This is a genomic window from Parafrankia sp. BMG5.11, assembly GCF_004337455.1.
Genome location: NZ_SJXI01000012.1, coordinates 1 through 17426 on the forward strand (window position 1 = coordinate 1; position 17426 = coordinate 17426).

Genomic DNA, 17426 nt, shown 5'->3' on the forward strand with positions numbered 1-17426 from the left:
GACTTAAGCTTCACGGCATTGCATCCGGTCTGGGCGTACAGGACACCCGGGTCGGTGCTGAGCGCCGCCTTGGCCTCGGCACTGTCCCGGTCGGCGAGGATCTCGAACCGCCCGGCCTCCAGGCCGTCCAACGCCGCACGTACGACATCGGCCGGATCGTTCTTCGGGATGTCCCAGCCGGCCATCATGTCGGTGTCGGTGCTGCTCAGGACCAGACCCGTGACGAGGGTGCCCTGCTCACGCAGCTCCAGGCGGATTCCGTTGGTCAGGCTCCACTCGGCGGCCTTGGCCGCGCTGTAGGCGTTGGCCCCGAGATAGGACAGCCAGGACAGCCTGGAAAGGACGTTGAGGACCGCGCCGCCGCCGTTGCCGGCGAGCACCGGGGCGAACGCGCGCACCATCGCGAGGGTTCCGTAGAAGTGGGTGTCCATCTCAAGACGGATCTTCGTCAGATCGCCGGTGACGAGATTCTGCGCGGTGGACACGCCGGCGTTGTTGACCAGCAGCGTGACGTCGGATGCCGCGACGGCGGCCGCGGCGACCGAGTCCGGGTCGGTGATGTCGAGCGGCAGCGTCTCGACACCGGGGAGGTCGGCCGACCGGGGGCTGCGCGCCGTGGCGTAGATCTTCGACGCCCCCCGGTCGTGGAGCTGTTCGACGAAGTGGCGGCCGATGCCGCGGTTCGCGCCGGTGACGAGGGCGATGCTTCCGGAGAGGTCCATGGATGAACCGTAGGGCGCGACCATGAGCGTGTGGATGCCTGAGGTTCTCATTCTGATATCCGTCTGCCTCACCACACGCGGCTTCCCGGTACGCTGCGTCCGTGGATGTCCTCGCCGACGTGCTGGCGGTCTCGGGGGTTCGCGGCGCCCTCGGGGCGAGGATCGAGGCCGGGGAGAACTGGGGCTGGTGGGCGGCGGCCTCGCGCGGCGCCGCCTTCCACGCGGTCACCGCGGGAACAGCCTGGCTGGCGGGCCCGGGCCAGTCCGCCCGCCAGCTCATGCCCGGTGACGTCGTTCTCCTGCCGAGCGGCACCGAACACGTCCTGGCGAGCGACACCGACACCCTGGCTCGAACCGGTGCGCACGCCTTCGACAGCTGGGAGTGGGCCGACTCCGGCGCGGTGAGGATCGGCTCCGGCCCGGTCCGCACCCACATCCTGTGCGCGCACTACTCGCATGACCCCGCCGTCACGACCCAGGTCCTCACCCTGCTTCCCGACCTGGTCCACATCCGTGCGGACAACGCCGGGGGGTGCCTCGAGGACACCGTTCGGCTGCTCGGGCGTGAACTCGCCCATCCGCGGCTCGGGACAGCCGTCGTCCTGGACAGGCTCGTCGACATCCTCCTCATCCAGCTGCTGCGGGTGTGGCTTGCGACCGGCCAGGCCCGGCCCGCGGCCTCCTGGCTGGGTGTCCTCGACGATCCGGTTGTCGGCGCCGCGGTCGCGAAGCTCCATGAGGATCCCGCGCGCGCCTGGACCACCGAGGCCCTGGCCGGTGAGATCTCCGTGTCCCGTGCCACGCTGTCGCGGCGGTTCCCCGCGGTAGTCGGCGAGACGCCCGGGGCCTACCTCACCCGCTGGCGGATGGACCTCGCGGCCCGCCGGCTGCGGGACACCGACGACACGCTGGAAAGCATCGCCAGGTCGGTCGGGTACACCTCGGTCTACGCCTTCAACCGCGCCTTCACCCGCGCCCGCTCGCAGCCACCGGGCCGGTATCGCGTCAGCGCACGGGACTCCGCCCGCGGCTCCTGACCCGCCGGCCCATGAGCCACCCAAGAGTGCTCCACAAGCCCGATGTGATGCTCCCATCCGGAAGCCATCCGGTCATGATTAGCCGATTTCGGCGGATGCGACAGGCCCATCCGTGCGATTACGCGATACGGTATGCAATACATCGCGGATACACGGTCCGCACGTATGAACGAGGAATACTCATGGCGCAGAAGACCATCGTTTCGCTGATCGACGACCTCAGCGGAGAGACGGCCGAGGAGACCGTCCGGTTCGGGCTGGACGGCGCACACTACGAGATCGACCTGTCAGAGACGAACGCCACAAAACTGCGGGAGTCACTGGCCTCGTTCGTGACGGCGGCACGCCGGTCCGGTGGCCGCGCCGGCAGCGGACGGCGCGGCCCGCGCGCCGCCTCGCCGCGTTCCGCGGGAACCGACCGCACCGCCGACATCCGCGAGTGGGCGCGCAGCAACGGCTACACGGTGAGCGACCGGGGTCGTATCGCGTCGAACATCGTCGAGGCTTTCGACAAGGCTCACTGAGCACCAGTCCGGGGTGACCGTCGTGCCGTGCTACCTCCGATCGCGCGGTGAGGGCATCACCGAGGTGGTCCCGGGCGGGCCTGGCACGCGGTCCGCTCGGTCCGGGCCCGGCCGAGCCCGTCGTTCCCGAGCGTCCAGATGCCACCTGGAACCGGTCATGCGGCGCGGAACAGTACCGGGGCAGGTTCGACGCACGATCGGCGGGCGGACGCACTCTAGTGGATCTTCATCTGAACGGTAAGGTCGCGCTCGTCACCGGAGGCTCGCGCGGCATCGGGCACGCGATCGCCGCCCGCCTGTCGACCGAAGGCTGCCGGGTAGGGATCTGCGGACGCGATCCCGACACGCTCACGGAAGCGACAGCGGGCCTTGGACGCGCCGAGTCCGACGTCGTCGGCGTCATCGCCGACGTGACCAGACCGGGCGAGGTCGAACGCTTCGTCGATGCCGCCGCCGAGGCCCTCGGCGGCGTCGACCTGCTGGTCGCGAACGTCGGCGGCACCGTCGGAGGCGGCCTGCTCGACTCCACCCCCGAGGACTGGGCGCAGACGTTCGAGCTCAACACCGGACACGCCGTCCGGGCGATCCGCACCGCCGTGCCGCACATGCAGATGAACGGCGGCGGGGCAGTCGTCATCGTCTCGTCGATCTCCGCGTCGAAGCCGTCGCCACGGGCGCAGTACGGGGCGGCCAAAGCCGCGGAGAACTACCTGGCGTCGGCCTTCGCCCGAGAACTGGGCCCGCTCGACATCCGCGTCAACGCCGTGAGCCCGGGGTCCGTCCTCTTCCCCGGCGGCGGGTGGGAGAGGTACTCCCGGCGCCACCCGAACGAGTTCGACGAGTTCGTCCAGCGGGACTTCCCCGCCCGGCGACTGGGCACCGTCGACGAGGTCGCGGACGTGGTGACCTTCCTGCTCTCAGAGCGGGCCAGCTGGGTGAACGGAGCCACCATCGCCGTGGACGGCGCTCAGGGTCGACCGAGCGCCAGCGGGTACTGAGCCAGCCCTACGTCTCGAAACACAGAACACCCGGCGAGCGGAACGCCCCGATCTCGATCATCACGTCTCCAGTCCCGATCACCACGTCTCCAGTCCGACGAGTCCCGCGAGCCGGACACGGTGGGCGCCCGGCGCGCCGAACGCGATCTGGTCGGCCTTGGCCCGCTTGAGGTACAGGTGCGCCGGGTACTCCCAGGTCATCCCAATGCCGCCGTGCAGTTGCACCGCCTCCTCGGCGGCGGTGACCGCGAGGTCGCCGCAGTAGACCTGCGCCACCGCGGTCGCCACGGGAACGTCCGGATCGCCGGCCGCGAGCGCTGCGGCGGCATGGCGGGCAGCGGCGTTCATGGACTCGACGCCGGTGTAGAGGTCCGCGAGACGATGCTTGAGGGCCTGGAAGCCACCAAGCGCACGGCCGAACTGCCGGCGTTCCTTGAGGAAGGCCACCGTCGTGTCGAGGCACCAACAGGCCACGCCCAGCTGTTCGGAGGCGAGCAGGGCGGCCCCGGCCTCCAAAGCACGACGGATCGCGGGCTCGGCGTCCCGGACCACGAGCTCGCCGGCCACGCCGGCGAGGGTGACGTCCGCGAGCTGGCGTGTCATATCCAGCGAGACCACCGGCGTCACGCCAGCCGCGGTGGTGTCGACGGCGAATACGGCCAGGCCGTCGGTCGTCCGGGCCGGCACCAGCAGTACGTCGGCCTCCAGGGCCCCCGCCACGCTGGTGATGGTGCCGGTGAGCCGACCCCCGGCCTCGGCCCGGACCGACGGCAGTTCTCCGTCGGCGGGGCCGATCGAGAGTGGCACGACGAGGCAGGCGGTCCGCTTCCCCTCGGCCAGCAGGGGCAGGAGGTCCGTCTCCGCCTCCAGCAGGACGGCGGTCGCGACGACGGCGCTGGTGAGGAACGGCACCGGTGCCGCCGCGCGGCCGAGCTCCTCCAGCACTACGGCGGCCTCACGGGCCGACGCACCCGCACCGCCGCGGTGTTCGGGCACCAGCAGGCCGGCGAGGCCGAGGTCGACGGCCAGGGCCTTCCACAGCCCGCCCACGAGGGACCGGTCGCCGTCGTAGACCGCGATCACCGCGGCCGGGTCGCAGTGGTCGGCAAGCAGATCACGCACGGAGGAGCGCAGGTCGTCCTCGACGTCGGTGTAGAGCAGATCGAGCTCGCTCACCGGGGCAGCTCCTTCCAGGGGATGTCCTTGTCGACGCGCGGCTCGGCGGGCAGGCCGAGGATCCGTTCGGCGATGATGTTGCGCAGGATCTCCGAGGTGCCGCCCTCGATGGAGTTGCCCTTGGCGCGTAGGTAGCGGTAGCCGGCGTCGTGGCCGGTCATGTCGACCTTGTCAGGCCGGACCATGGTCCAGTCGGAGTAGCGCAGGCCGTCCTCACCGAGCAGCTCCAGTTCCAGCCCACTGAGCTGTTGGGTGAGCCGAGCGAAGGTGAGCTTCATCGCCGCGCCCTCCGGGCCGGGTTGACCGAGTGCGAGCTTCTGCCGCAGCCGCTGGCCGGTGAGCCGGGCGACCTCGGCCTCGACCCACAGCCCGAGCAGCCGGTGATGAAACCCGGGAGTACGGCGCTCCGGGTGGGCTCGCCAGGTGTCGGCCACCACCCCGATCATGCCGCCCTCGCGAGGTGCGGCTCTGCCGCCGATCGCCACCCGCTCGTTGTTCAACGTGGCGTTGGCGACCTTCCAGCCCTCCCCCTCGGCACCGAGCCGCTGGCTGTCGGGAATCGACACGTCGGTGAGGAAGACCTCGTTGAACTCCGCTTCGCCGGTGATCTGGCGCAGCGGCCGGACGTCGACGCCGGGGTCGGTCATGTCGCACAGGAAGTAGGTCAGCCCACCGTGCTTCGGCACGTCGGGGTTCGTGCGGGCGAGCAGGATCGCGAACCGGGCCTGGTGGGCGCCCGAGGTCCACACCTTCTGCCCGTTGACCAGCCAGGTGTCGCCGTCACGAACCGCGCGGGTGGCGACACCGGCAAGGTCGGAGCCGGCGCCGGGCTCGCTGAAAAGCTGGCACCAGATCTCCTCACCGGTCCACAGCGGCCGCAGGAAACGCCGCTTCTGCTCGTCGGTCCCGAACCTGAGGATCGTCGGCGCGGCCATGCCCAGGCCGATGCCATTGGCCTGCCGGTTGTTGTCAGGCGCCCCGGCTTCGTCGAGGAGACGGTCCACCTCGGCCTGCAGTGCCTGCGGCAGACCCAGCCCGCCCAGGCCCTCGGGGAAGGACACCCAGGCCAGCCCGGCGTCGAACCGCGCCCGGAGCCAGGTCACGCGCTCCGTGGTCGCCGTGTCGTGCTCGGCGAGGAACTGTTCCACGCGCTGGTGGAGTTCCTCGGGAAGATCACGGTTCATCGGGCCTCCGTACGGTGCCGGGCGGCCCGGGAGGGCCGGATCTGGCTGATCGTCATGGCGACTTCCTCGCCTCGGCCTGGCGTCGGATCTCGGTGCGCGCCAAGGCGTTCCTGTGCACCTCGTCGGGGCCGTCGGCGAACCGCAGGGTGCGGATCTGGGCCTGGCAACGTGCCAGCGGCAGATCCTGGCTGAGGCCGGCGGCACCGTGCACCTGGATGGCCTTGTCGAGGATCCACTCGACGGCGGCGGGGATGGCGATCTTGATCGCCTGGATCTCGGTGTGGGCACCCTTGTTACCGACGGTGTCCATCAGCCAGGCGGTCTTGAGTACCAGCAGCCGCAGCTGTTCGACCCGGACCCGGGACTCGGCGATCCACTCCCGGACCACTCCCTGCTCGGCTAGCGGCTTGCCGAACGCGACCCGGTCACCGGCCCGCTCGCACATGAGCTCGATGGCCCGCTCGGCCATGCCGATGGAGCGCATGCAGTGATGGATCCGGCCGGGGCCGAGCCGGGCCTGCGCGATCGCGAAGCCCTGGCCTTCCTCGCCGATCAGGTTGCTCACCGGAACCCGGACGTCGGCGAACACGATCTCCGCGTGGCCGCCGTGCTCGTGGTCGTCGTACCCGAACACCTCCATGCCGCGCCTGATCTCGACCCCGGGGGCGTCACGCGGGACGAGGATCATCGACTGCTGGCGGTGCCGGTCCGCGGCGGGGTCGGTCTTGCCCATCACGATGAGGATCCGGGCGTTGGGGTTCATCGCGCCGGTGATCCACCACTTGCGGCCGTTGATGACGTACTCGTCGCCGTCCCGCACGATCGAGGTGGTGATGTTGGTGGCGTCGGAGGATGCCACGTCGGGCTCGGTCATCGCGAACGACGAGCGGATCTCGCCCTCGAGGAGTGGCTCCAGCCACTCCTTCTTCTGCTCGGCGGTGCCGAAGATCGAGAGCACCTCCATGTTCCCGGTGTCGGGGGCTGCGCAGTTCAGGGCGGCTGGTGCGAGGTGCGGGATGCGGCCGGTGATCTCGGCGAGCGGGGCGTACTGCAGATTGGTGAGCCCGCCGCCGTGTTCGCCCGGGAGGAAGAGGTTCCACAGGCCGCGCCTGCGCGCGCAGCCCGGCGAATGCGGGCGCGGAGTCCCAGGCCCACTTGTTCCGCAGTTGGCCGAGCTGTTCATGGAATACCGGCTCGGCCGGGTTCACCTGGGTGTCCATGAAGTCGAGGAGGCTGTCACGCAGCTCCTCGGTCTTCGCGTCGAGGGCGAAGTCCATCAGGTGCGCTCCCTGAGTACGGTCAGGCCGGCGTCAAGCAGGGGATGGATGGCCTCGCCGATGTGCTCGAAACCCGGGCCGACGGTCTGACCGTGGAGGCCGCGGTAGTGGATGCCCTCAAGGATCGCGGCCAGCTTGAAGGACGCGAGCCCGAGGTAGAACCCGAAGCGGGACAGGTCACGGGCGCTGTGGGCGGTGTACCGGGTGAGGATCTCGGCCTCGTTGAGAAAACCGGGGGCTGAGGAGGCGTCGACGAAGGTGCCACCGAGCATCGTGCCCAACCGCTGGTACAACACGAGCAACGCCAGGTCGGTCAGCGTGTCTCCCAGCGTGGCCATCTCCCAGTCGATGACCGCGACCAGCCGGTCGGACTCGTCGATGAGGACGTTGTCAAGCCGATAGTCACCGTGCACGATGCCCGGCGCCGAGTCCGAGGGAACATCAGCCGCGAGGCGGGCGTGCAGCTCGTCGGCGGCGGGCAGGTCGCGGCTGCGCGACGCGTCGAGCTGTTTCTTCCACCGGCCCACCTGGCGGGCCAGGAACCCCTCGGTGCGGCCGAAGTCGGCCAGCCCGACCGCCGCCGGGTCGACCTCGTGCAGCGCGGCAAGGGTGTCCACGAGGCTGCCCGAGATCAGCCGGGTGCGTTCCGGGCCGAGCGCTTCCAGTTCGGCGGCGTGGCGGTACGGTGTGCCCGCCACCCGCTCCATGACGTAGAACGGCGCACCCAGTACCGACTCGTCCCGGCACAGCGCGTATGTCCTCGGAACCGGCACCCCGGTGTCCTGCAGCGCCGACATCAGCCGGAACTCCCGCGCCATGTCGTGCGCGGTCGCGAGCACGTGCCCAAGCGGCGGGCGGCGGACGATCCAGGTGTTCTTCCCGTCGGTCACCTCGTAGGTGAGGTTGGATTTGCCGCCGGCGATCAGGCGCGCGGACAGGTTCCCCTCCGTTCCGGGCACCGAGGTGGTGAACCAGGCGGTGAGCCGGGGCAGGTCGAGGCCGGGCAGGCTCTGCGGCATCGTCAAACGGCCCTTCGGCTCTCCAGGCGTTGCTGAAGCCTGTTCATCCCGGTCAGCCACCGGTCCGGGTCCGCGGCCCGGGCGGCGTAGTAGTCGCCCACGCCCGGATGCGGCAGCACCAGGAACCGGCCGTCCCGCAGGCCCTGCCACACCGCCTCGGCCACGTCCTCCGTGGCGAGCACGGTGTCCAGGCTGAGGAGATCCTGGAGCTCGCCGGCCTCGTCGAACATCCGGGTCTTCACCCCCTGGGGGCAGACCACCTGGACGATCACGCCCCTGTGCCGGTAGGTCGCTGACAGCCACTCGGCGAAGGCCACCGCGGCGTGCTTGCTGACCGAGTACGTCGGACTGCCGAGCATGGTGAGCAGTCCGGCCGCGGACGCGGTGACCACGAACCTGCCCGCCCCGCGCTCCACCCAGCCTGGCAGCAGCAGGCGCGCGGCGCGCACATGCGCGAGCACGTTGACCTCGAGGCTGGCCGTCCAGTCCGCCTCGGTGGCGGCCAGGCCCTTGCCCCGGTCGATGCCGGCGTTGGCGAACCAGATGTCGATCTCGCCGAGATGTCCGCGGGCGGAGTCGACGAGCGTCGCGAGCCCGTCCTCGGTGGCGGCGTCCCCTGGGAGGGCGTGTCCGCCAATCTCAGCGGCTACCCGCTCGGCTGCCTCTGCGTCGAGGTCGTTGACCACGACACGCGCGCCCTCGGCGGCCAGCCGGGTGGCGATCGCCCGGCCGATGCCGTGCCCGGCGCCGGTGACAACCATGCCCTGGTCGCTCGCGGCCATGTCAGAAGCCACTGGTGAGGGCGACGCCGCCGTCCACGACGAGCAGCTGACCGGTCATCCACGCGGCGTCGTCGGAGAGCAGGAACGCGACCACGCCGCCGACGTCCGCGGGCGTCCCGAGTCGTTTCAGCGGGTATGCGGCGGCGACCTCCTCCTCGCGGCCCGCGTAAAGCGCGGTGGCGAACGCCGTCTTCACCACCGCGGGGGCGACGGCGTTGACCCGGATGTCCGGGCCGAGCTCGACGGCGAGCTGCCGGGTGATGTGGGTGAGCATCGCCTTGCTGGCGCCGTAGAAGCCGATCCCGGGCGCGGGCCTGAGGCCGGCGACCGAGGAGACGTTGACGACCGCGCCACCGTGTTCCTTCATCCAGGCCTGGTGCACCTGCCGCACCCAGGACAGCGCGGCGATGCAGTTGACCTCGACGATCTTCCGCGCGGCGGCCGGCTCCAGCTCGGTCATCGGGCCGAAGGTGGGATTGATGCCGGTGTTGTTGACCAGCAGGTCGGCGCTTCCGAAGGTGTCGATCGCCCTCTTGACCACCTCGGCCTGATGGTCGAGGTCGTCGGCGTGGCCGGCCACGCCGAGCGCGTGCTCACGTCCACCGAGGTGGGCGACGGCCTCGTCGAGCGCCTCCCGCCTGCGGGCGGTGACGACGACCTTCGCGCCGTCGGCGACCAGCCGCTCGGCGATGGCCAGGCCGATCCCCCGGCTGGCTCCGGTGACAATCGCGGTCTGCCCTGAGAACCTCGTGGTCATCACTTGGCCCTTCCGTTCAGCTCAGCCGCTCGATGACCATCGCCATGCCCTGGCCGCCGCCGACGCACACGGTCTCCAGCCCGAACTGCTTGTCGTGGTACCGCAGAGAGTTGATCAGCGTGCTGGTGATCCGGGCCCCGGTCATGCCGAACGGGTGGCCGACCGCGATCGCGCCGCCGTTCACGTTCAGCCTGTCCTCGTCGATGCCGAGCTCACGGGCCGACGCGATCACCTGGGCGGCGAAGGCCTCGTTGATCTCGACCAGGTCGATGTCGTCGATGGTGAGACCGGCCCGGGCCAGCGCCTGCCTCGAGGCCTCGACCGGGCCGAGCCCCATGATCTCCGGCGAGAGACCGGTGACGCCGGTGGAGACGATCCGGGCCAGCGGCGTGACGCCCAGCGACCTCGCCTTCGCGTCAGACATGATCACCACCGCGGCGGCACCGTCGTTGAGCGGGCAGCAGTTGCCGACCGTGACCGTGCCGTCGGGGCGGAACACCGGTTTCAGCGCCGCGACCGCCTCCAGCGTGACGCCGGCCCGCGGCCCGTCGTCCCCGGTGACCCGGGTGCCGTCGGGAAGGGTCACCGGGGTGATGTCACGGGCCCAGAAGCCGTCCGCGATCGCCTTCTCCGCGAGGTTCTGGCTGCGCACGCCGAACGCGTCCTGATCCGCCCGGGTGACCCCTTTGAGCTGGGCGACGTTCTCAGCGGTCTGTCCCATCGCGATGTAGAGGTCAGGCAGCCGGCCCTCGCCGCGGGGGTCGGCCCAGGTCTGGCCACCGGCGGCGAACCTCTCGGTACGGGCCTGCGCTTCGGCGAACACCGGGTTCCGGGTGTCGGGCAGGTTGTCGGCGTTGCCCTTGAAGTACCGGCTCACGGTCTCGACCCCGGCGGAGAGGAACACCTCGCCCTCCCTCGCCCTGATCGCGTGCATCGCCATCCGGGTGCTCTGCAGGCTCGAGGAGCAGTAGCGGTTCACGGTGGTGCCGGGCACGTGGTCCAGACCGGCCATCACGGCGACGGCACGGCCCAGGTTGTTGCCCGACTCCCCCGCCGGCTGACCGCAGCCGAGCACCAGGTCGTCGATCTCGGCCGAGTCGAGCTCGGGCACCTTGGCCAGCGCCGCCCGCACCATCTGGACGGTGAGGTCGTCCGGACGCATGTCCTTCAGGGAGCCCTTCACCGCACGGCCGATCGGCGAGCGGGCGGTGGCGACGATCACGACTTCCGGCATCGAGATTCCTTCCCTGCGAACCAGGCGTTGTTCAAATCCGCCTGATCCACTCCGCCGCGGAACCTCCACGGGGTTGTCACCACCCGAGGTACATACCGTCTGGTCGGTATTGAGGATGCCGGGAGCGACCAGGCCTGTCAACGGTTACATCGCCGATGACGTGGAGCCTGGTCGGCCGTGGCCGACGCGAGGCCGGCGCGCGTGGTTAGCGCGTGGTTAGCGTGAGGTCAGTGCGAGGTCAGGCTGGCCAGCAGGAGGTCGGCGAATGACCGGCCGATCTCGCGCTCGGAGAGCCGGCCGTGGGGCTTCCACCACATCGGCAGGTGGTGCACGGAGCCGAAAAAGTAGTCGACGATCAGGTCCGCGTCCAGGTCGTCACGGAAGACGCCGGAGGCCTGCCCCTCTTCGATCATGGCACGGAAGGTCTGGTGGTAACGCCGGCGTTCGCGGCGCACCGCCTTCTGCTTCTCCTCGCTCAGCTGGTGCAGCGAACGGAAGAAGATCGTAGTGCTTTCGAGGTTCTCGATCGTCGTGACCACCACGTCGGCGGCCGCCGCGTGAAGACGTTCCTCGACCAGCCCCTCGTGGGCGGCGGCCTTCTCGAGCCGGTCTGTCTGCATGCGCAGTACCCGCCCGTAGATCTCGTAGAGCAGGTCGTCCTTGGAGCCGAAGTAGTGATACATCGCGCCCTTGGTCACTCCGGCCGCCGCCACCACGTCCTGGACCGAGGTCCCTTCGAAGCCCTTTTCGGCGAACAGCTTGAGCGCAACGCCGAGCAGCCGCTCGGGCACCGTCCGCCCGTCGACCGTGGACGGCGGGCGCCCCACGCGGCGCGCGGACTGGTCTGCCATCCGACCACTCCTCCTGGAGGCGACACGGTCAGAATATGCGGACCCGACGGTGAACCGGATGACGGAAGCCGGGCCGGTGTCGCGCGCGGACGGCCGATTCAGCCGGCCCGTGGCGGGAGCGTCTGGACAATCTCGCCTGTCGTCAGGTCGCGTACCGTCACGAACCCTTCGATGTCGCCGGTGGCCAGACGTCGGCCGTCCGCCGACAGGGCCATGGACGCGATCCCGCCCGGGTCGTCGACGCCACGGTCGGAGCCGGCTGCCAGGTACTCCCCGGTCGGGCTGTACGCCACGGCGGTCGCGTAGGTCGGGTTGTTGCGCACGACCCCCGTAGGCACCGGCCGGTCTCGACGTTCCAGATCCGTACCTTCCCGTCATGGCTGGTGCTTGCCACCCTGCGGCCGTCGGGATGGTACGCGACGTGTGTCACCTTACGGTGGTGCTCGTCCGGGGTGTGGGCTTCGGTCCGCGACCCCCTCTCGACATCCCAGATCCGGACTTTGTGGTCGTCGCCACCGGTGACGAGGTGCCGGCCGTCCGGACTGAACGCGAGGGATTCGGCGCGACCGTCGTGAGCGCTCAGCCGATGACGGACCCGCCCCTCCACGGTATTTCCACATTGCTGGACACAAATCCGGTTAATACGACGGCGGTCACCTGGTGGTGGGCTCGAGTTCGCCCGAGGTCCGGATGTCCTCGGAGGTCTCCTCAGAGATCCGGGTGTCCTCCGAGATGCGGGAAGTCCGGGCGGCCCGGGAGGCCGAGAGGCCGTGGTTCGCGAGGAGGGCGGCGACACCGGCCGCGGCGAGCGTTACCGCACTGCGGTCTCCACCTGGTTACGTCCACTGTGTTTCGCCCGGTACAACGCGGTGTCCGCGGCCTTGACAAAGGCGACCATGCCGTCGCCTGTTGCCGCGTCGGAGGCCGCGGCGGCGGGGACTGTCGCGGTGACGCCGATGCTGACGGTGATGATGCGCTCGGCCGTCAGCGGGTGCGGTTCGGCCAGGTCCTCGACGGCACGGCACAGATGCCGGGCGACCTGGGCACCGGTGGCCAGGTCGGTGTCGGGCATCACGACGGTGAACTCCTCTCCCCCGTAGCGGGCGGCGAGCAGGGTGTCGCCGATGTTCCCGGCGAGGCATGCGGCGACCCGCTGCAGACACCGGTCACCGGCGGCGTGCCCGAAGTGGTCGTTGTAGAGCTTGAAGTGGTCGATGTCGACCATGGCGAGCGCAATCGGCCCGGCGTGCTGCCGGGCCCGTTCCCACTCGACGGCCAGTACCTCCTCAAGACGCCGCCGGTTGGCCAGCCCGGTGAGCGGGTCGGTGATCGAAAGCTGTTCGAGCTGGTGGTTCGCCGCGGCAAGCTGCCTGTTCGTGGCGGCCAGCTGCCTGGTTCGCTCGGCGACCTTGCGTTCCAGCGACGCGTAGATCAGGGCGTTGTCGAGCGAGACCGCGAGCTGCCCCGTAATGATCATCATGCCTTCGAGGCGTTCGGTGGAGAACGCGCCGCGGATCATCCGGTTCTCCAGCAGGAGCATCGCCCGCAGGCTGCCCCGGGTCATGACGGGGACGGCGAGCAGCGAGCAGCGGTTGAGTCCGGCGAAGTAGGGGTCGCGGTGAAAGCGGTCGTCCCGGGTGGCGTTGGCGACGACGACGGGTTCGTGGGTGCGGGTGGCGTAGCGGATGACCGAGACCGGCAGCAGGCGCCGCCGGCCGGCTTCCTGGAGCGAGACGGTGCCGCCGGCTCCGGTGAGTACCAGCCATCGGTCCTGCTCCTTTTCTCGCAGCAGGAGGTGGACGCTGGTGGCGCCGGTCATCTCGGAGAGTATTCCCACCACTTTCGCCTGCAGGCCGTCCACGCTGGTCTCGGAGCTGAGCGCCTGGGATGCGGCGACCACGGCGAGCAGGTCGACAGTGCCGGTCGCCACGGTCGAGCGACGCCCGGACTGCTCCGCCTGCGGGAGGACGATCGGCCCCGCGGGCGCGGCCATGGCGGCGGTCCGCAGCGCCGGGTAGGCCCAGTCGAGTTGGCTGACCTTCGCCGTCGCGCCCCATTCCAGGTACTGGCCCCGGGCGGCCCGCAGGAACGCGAGGCCGGCCGCCTCCATGCTGTGTGACAGGTAGAAGCGTGCGGCGCGTTCCAGAGTGAACGCCCGGTGCCATGGGCGCATCCGGGCTGACGCCTCGCGCAGCGCCACGTCGAACGTGTACGCCGCCTCGTGGAAGTCCCCGACGGCCCACGCCCGTTCCGCCTCCACCAGGCGCAGCAGATGCAGGAAGTTGCTCGGTGCGTCTGCCGCGCGCGCGGCCAGCCACTCGATCAGTTCGTCGAGCTCGTCCAGCACGGCGTCGCGCTGATCCGCTCCCGCGGCCCGCGCCCGTGCCGCCAGCGTCATCGCGAGCAGCACCCGCGCCACCGCCATGGGATAGTTAGTCCCGATCGCGGCCCCGCAGGGCATCACGGCCGCGGCATGCCGCGCCGCATCGACCGGTTGGTCGAGAACCGCCGCGGCGAGAGCCCGGGCCACATGCTGGTTGGCGAGGGAGAACGGGTCGGCCGCCAGCAGGCTCAGCTCGGCCGCGTCGCCACCGGCCAGCTCGACGGGTTCCCGTAGCGCCCGCACCATCCAGAGGTAGGACCGGAAGGTTGCTTCGGCGTGCCCGTTTCCGGTGCGCAGGGCGAAGGCGAGTGCCTCCTCGACCGCCGTGGCGAAGACGTCGAGCGACGGAGCGCAGTCCAACAGGTCGCACACCAGTGCGTAGTGGGTCCAGCACGCGTTCTGCAGGTCGCCGCCCAGCAGAAGGCCCTCCAGCGCACGACGGCCGTCGGGGAGGTTGTCCTCCAGAGGCTCGAACCAGTGGCCACAGGTGATCACGTAGATGAAGAGTGCCTGCCACACGTCAGGCTCATAGCTGCGAGCCCGCGCAACCGCGAGGATCCGTCGCAGGACGCGTGCCCCGGTGTGGTAGTCACCCCTGCGCACAATGGTCACGATCGGGATGTGGCTGGCCGGGCCCACCAGGGCACGATCCGGGCCGTAGCGTTCCCACATCTGCAGAGTCCTGATGGCCAGCCAGGCCATCACCGTGTGGTCGTAGAAGAACGCCGCGACCATGACCCGGTTGACGAGCCTGATGGTGCTGAGGCGGGACTGGTCGGTGATCTCCGGCTTGCGCAGATCATCCGACTCGCCGGTGGTGTCGATCCACCGACGAAGTTCGTCGAGTCCGCGGTCGATCTCCTCGTCGAGCGCGTTCTCCTCCGGAACCGACATGCCGAGACGCCGCAGCTGGCCGAGGCCGAGCCGCATCGCCTCGCCGGCGCGGCCCCGGTTGGTGAGACTGATGACCTGAACCATCGTGGCGGACGTGAGCTGGGTCGGCCGGGTGCACAACCGGTCGATGGTCCGGTAGGTGTCGTCCGCGTCGTCCAGCTGGCCGAGGCAGTACAGAGCGGCATGCCGGTCGGTGTGGACGGCGATCAACATGTCGGTGTCGGTCGGGTCGACAAGCCTGACCGCTGCGCTCAGCAACCTCTCCACCAGCGGATAGTTACTCAGTACTCTCGCTTCTTCGGTGGCGCGACGAAAGAGCGCGACCACGCTGCGCCGTTCGCCGGTGCTGCGCACCATGTCCACGACGTGCAGGTACTGCTCGGCAGCCACGGCGAAGAACTCCGGCCGGTCGGCCAGCCGCCGCGCCAGCCGCAGCCGGCGTGCGCGCTGCTCCCCCGCCGGGCTGCCATCCAACACGGTCTCGCGCGTCCGGTCGTGGTTGAACCGGACACCGGGTCGCCCGTCGCACTGCAGCACCAGCAGGCCGTCGCTGAAGGCGGGCGTGAGCCGCCGCTCGACCTCGCTCGGCGGCAGGCCTGTCGCGGCCGCGAGAAGATCAAGATCTACCTGGCCCGCCAGGCTCGCCATCACCGCCAGCAGCTCGGCGCTCTCGGACGGCAGCGCGGACATCCGGGCGGCCAGGAGCGCGGTCACCTCCACCCGGTCGAGCCGGCGGCGCAGCACCTTCCCGTCCCATCGCCAGCCTCCCGCGCCCGGTGTCAGGACGCCCTCGCGCCGCAGCGAGTTGAGCAGCTCCACGACGTCGTACGGATTGCCGCCGGTGGAGGGCGTGATCGCCCGCGCCAGCCGGGCGGCGGGCTCCGGAGCCAGATGAAGCATGTCGGCGACCATGGCCGCCTGTCCCACGGGCGACAGGCTGCCCAGGCGCAGCTGGTGCGGGCCGTCCGTCTGGTCGGACCAGCGGGCCAGCATCGGGGCCAGCGGATGCGCGGCGTCGACGTCACCCTCGCGGTAGGCGGCGACCAGCAACAGCCCGGCGATCTGCTCCTCGCCGGTGAAGACCAGATCGACGAAGCCCAGGGGAGTACGCCCGGCCCACTGCAGATCGTCGACGAAGAACACCACCGGCCGCGCCGGGGAGACCACCGCGCGCAGCACCTCGACCGGTGTGCGCGACAGCCGCGCCTGGGCGGTCATCGGATCGCCCGGCTCCGGCGGAACCTTCAGCAGCGCCGCCAGCTCCGGCACGGTGGCCGTCACCAGGCCGGCGTTGGGACCCAGGCCCTGCAGCATCCGCTCCCGCACCTCGGCCAGGTAGTCCTCGGGCTCGGCCAGCAACAGCCGGCCCAACGCCCGCAGCCCCTGTCGGACTCCGTCATACTCCTGGTCGCGGCGGTACTGGTCGAACTTGCCCGCCACGAACCAGCCGTCGACGCCAGCCGCGATCGGCCGCAGCGCGTTGACCAGGGATGTCTTGCCCACACCCGGCGCGCCCGCGACGAGGACCCCGCGGGATTTCCCGGTGACGGCCTCGGCGAACGCCGCGTCAAGCTGGTCGATGTCCCGGTCCCGCCCGCACAGCCGGGAGGGCGCCAGTGGCTGTGTCGGGAGATCGTGCTCGCCGGTGCGCACCGCCACCACGCCGCGGCGCACCAGCGCGAGGTCATGCGCCAGCCCCTCGGCGGTCTGGTAGCGATCATCAGGCTCCTTCTCCAGCAGATGCATGATGATCTCGGACAGTGCGGGGGGCACGGACGGCTCGACCGCCCCTGGCGGGTCCGGAACCCGAGCTAGATGATCATGAATGATCCTGATCGGGTCCTCCGTGCCGAACGGCGGCGCGCCGGTGGCCAGCTCGTACAGGCTGGCTCCCAGCGCGTACAGGTCGGCCCGCTGGTCGACCGGACGACCGGTCCGTCCGGTCTGCTCCGGTGCCAGGTACGGCACGGTCCCGACCGCGGCCCCGTGATGGGCGAACTCCGGCTGGACCACCGAGAAGGTCGTGGCGAGCGCGAAGTCGATCAGGTACGGCGCCCCGCTGTCCTCGCTCACCACGATGTTCGCCGGGCAGAGGTCCCGGTGCACCACCCCCCGGTGGTGCATCCCCGCGACCGCGTGCGCCAGCGACACGGCAAGATCGATCAGCTCGACCGGCTCCAGCGGGGTCTCCCGCCGGGACAGCGCCGTGCCGCCGACATCGGCCAGCAGGATCGATCCCGCGCACTGCGCCGCCCCGGCGGCCAGGTGCACGACGCCCTCGACTCCCGCCAGCCGTTCGAGGATTTCGACCTCATGGCGCACCCGGCGCTGCGCGTCCGGGCCCAGCGGCTCCTTCCGGATCACACAACCGCTCGGCAGCACCAGCCGGCTGATCCGGGTCTGATCCGTCGCGTGCAGCACCACTTGTGACGCCGCTGTCATCGGAGGATCCCGGCCTGGGGTCATCTGTCTGGCCACCATGCCCGCACCCCCGTGCCACGCCACAAACAGTTCACTTCCCTAGCCTGCCCGCAATCATGGGCGAAGCAACGAGCCGCTGGCCCACGGCCCGCGCCGGTACCGCCGCC

At 70.4% G+C, this 17426-nt stretch carries 13 protein-coding genes and 2 pseudogenes; 3 read left to right on the forward strand and 12 right to left on the reverse strand.

The genetic code is table 11. The annotated features are described in order from the left end of the window. Positions 1–722: SDR family oxidoreductase (locus E0504_RS06740; RefSeq protein WP_131622497.1), on the reverse strand; the 722-nt coding region annotated here is incomplete at its 3' end. A gap of 101 nt (positions 723–823) precedes the next feature. Between E0504_RS06740 and E0504_RS06745 the strand changes: the two genes are divergently transcribed. From E0504_RS06745 to E0504_RS06755, 3 genes are all read left to right on the forward strand, one after another. Continuing rightward, positions 824–1759 carry an AraC family transcriptional regulator gene (locus E0504_RS06745; protein WP_112106188.1) on the forward strand — a complete coding sequence of 312 codons (936 nt, stop codon included), beginning with the start codon at positions 824–826 and terminating at the stop codon, positions 1757–1759. 182 nt (positions 1760–1941) lie between these two features. Then, entirely contained in the window at positions 1942–2283 is a 342-nt protein-coding gene (locus E0504_RS06750; protein ID WP_020462046.1) for an Lsr2 family protein, read from the forward strand. A gap of 218 nt (positions 2284–2501) precedes the next feature. Next, the gene (locus E0504_RS06755) at positions 2502–3281 is read left to right on the forward strand and encodes an SDR family NAD(P)-dependent oxidoreductase (RefSeq protein ID WP_131622485.1); all 780 of its coding nucleotides are present in this window, start codon (positions 2502–2504) and stop codon (positions 3279–3281) included. Between the two features lie 78 nt (positions 3282–3359). On the opposite strand, the gene E0504_RS06760 is transcribed toward E0504_RS06755, so the two are convergent. The 11 genes and pseudogenes from E0504_RS06760 to E0504_RS06805 all read right to left on the reverse strand — a co-directional run bounded on the left by E0504_RS06760 (position 3360) and on the right by E0504_RS06805 (position 17319). Continuing rightward, positions 3360–4457 (reverse strand): acyl-CoA dehydrogenase family protein, encoded by a 1098-nt coding sequence (locus E0504_RS06760; protein ID WP_112106186.1) that lies wholly within the window; start codon positions 4455–4457, stop codon positions 3360–3362. Further along, positions 4454–5641, reverse strand: coding sequence for an acyl-CoA dehydrogenase family protein (locus E0504_RS06765; protein WP_112106185.1), 1188 nt, complete (start codon positions 5639–5641; stop codon positions 4454–4456). Before E0504_RS06765 ends, E0504_RS06760 begins: the two co-directional genes overlap by 4 nt. A gap of 52 nt (positions 5642–5693) precedes the next feature. Then, positions 5694–6918: pseudogene (locus E0504_RS06770) on the reverse strand (acyl-CoA dehydrogenase family protein). Continuing rightward, positions 6918–7937, reverse strand: a complete 1020-nt coding sequence (locus tag E0504_RS06775) for a phosphotransferase family protein (protein WP_112106184.1) — start codon at positions 7935–7937, stop codon at positions 6918–6920. Before E0504_RS06775 ends, E0504_RS06770 begins: the two are co-directional and overlap by 1 nt. Before the next feature lie 2 nt (positions 7938–7939). Further along, positions 7940–8719, reverse strand: coding sequence for an SDR family oxidoreductase (locus E0504_RS06780; protein ID WP_112106183.1), 780 nt, complete (start codon positions 8717–8719; stop codon positions 7940–7942). Position 8720: 1 nt separating this feature from the next. Then, the gene (locus E0504_RS06785; protein ID WP_112106182.1) at positions 8721–9476 is read right to left on the reverse strand and encodes an SDR family oxidoreductase; all 756 of its coding nucleotides are present in this window, start codon (positions 9474–9476) and stop codon (positions 8721–8723) included. A gap of 16 nt (positions 9477–9492) precedes the next feature. Further along, a complete protein-coding gene (locus E0504_RS06790; RefSeq protein ID WP_112106181.1) occupies positions 9493–10710 on the reverse strand; it encodes an acetyl-CoA C-acetyltransferase in 1218 nt (405 codons plus the stop codon). Between the two features lie 227 nt (positions 10711–10937). Then, positions 10938–11561, reverse strand: a complete 624-nt coding sequence (locus E0504_RS06795) for a TetR/AcrR family transcriptional regulator (protein ID WP_112106180.1) — start codon at positions 11559–11561, stop codon at positions 10938–10940. 98 nt (positions 11562–11659) lie between these two features. Then, a complete protein-coding gene (locus E0504_RS51995) occupies positions 11660–11899 on the reverse strand; it encodes a WD40 repeat domain-containing protein (protein ID WP_235013936.1) in 240 nt (79 codons plus the stop codon). Positions 11900–11925: 26 nt separating this feature from the next. After that, positions 11926–12357 (reverse strand): annotated as a pseudogene (locus tag E0504_RS54070) (WD40 repeat domain-containing protein); the annotation flags it as partial. A gap of 15 nt (positions 12358–12372) precedes the next feature. Next, positions 12373–17319 (reverse strand): diguanylate cyclase, encoded by a 4947-nt coding sequence (locus E0504_RS06805; protein WP_112106178.1) that lies wholly within the window; start codon positions 17317–17319, stop codon positions 12373–12375. Positions 17320–17426: the final 107 nt, after the last annotated feature.

What these genes read in the sequence shown, in the direction of transcription:
- E0504_RS06790 (WP_112106181.1), bottom strand. Translation starts at nt 10,710, where the DNA reads ATGCCGGAAGTCGTGATCGTCGCCACCGCCCGCTCGCCGATCGGCCGT.
- E0504_RS06780 (WP_112106183.1), bottom strand. Translation starts at nt 8,719, where the DNA reads ATGGCCGCGAGCGACCAGGGCATGGTTGTCACCGGCGCCGGGCACGGC.
- E0504_RS06775 (WP_112106184.1), bottom strand. Translation starts at nt 7,937, where the DNA reads ATGCCGCAGAGCCTGCCCGGCCTCGACCTGCCCCGGCTCACCGCCTGG.
- E0504_RS06785 (WP_112106182.1), bottom strand. Translation starts at nt 9,476, where the DNA reads ATGACCACGAGGTTCTCAGGGCAGACCGCGATTGTCACCGGAGCCAGC.
- E0504_RS06795 (WP_112106180.1), bottom strand. Translation starts at nt 11,561, where the DNA reads ATGGCAGACCAGTCCGCGCGCCGCGTGGGGCGCCCGCCGTCCACGGTC.
- E0504_RS06750 (WP_020462046.1), top strand. Translation starts at nt 1,942, where the DNA reads ATGGCGCAGAAGACCATCGTTTCGCTGATCGACGACCTCAGCGGAGAG.
- E0504_RS06765 (WP_112106185.1), bottom strand. Translation starts at nt 5,641, where the DNA reads ATGAACCGTGATCTTCCCGAGGAACTCCACCAGCGCGTGGAACAGTTC.
- E0504_RS06805 (WP_112106178.1), bottom strand. Translation starts at nt 17,319, where the DNA reads ATGGTGGCCAGACAGATGACCCCAGGCCGGGATCCTCCGATGACAGCG.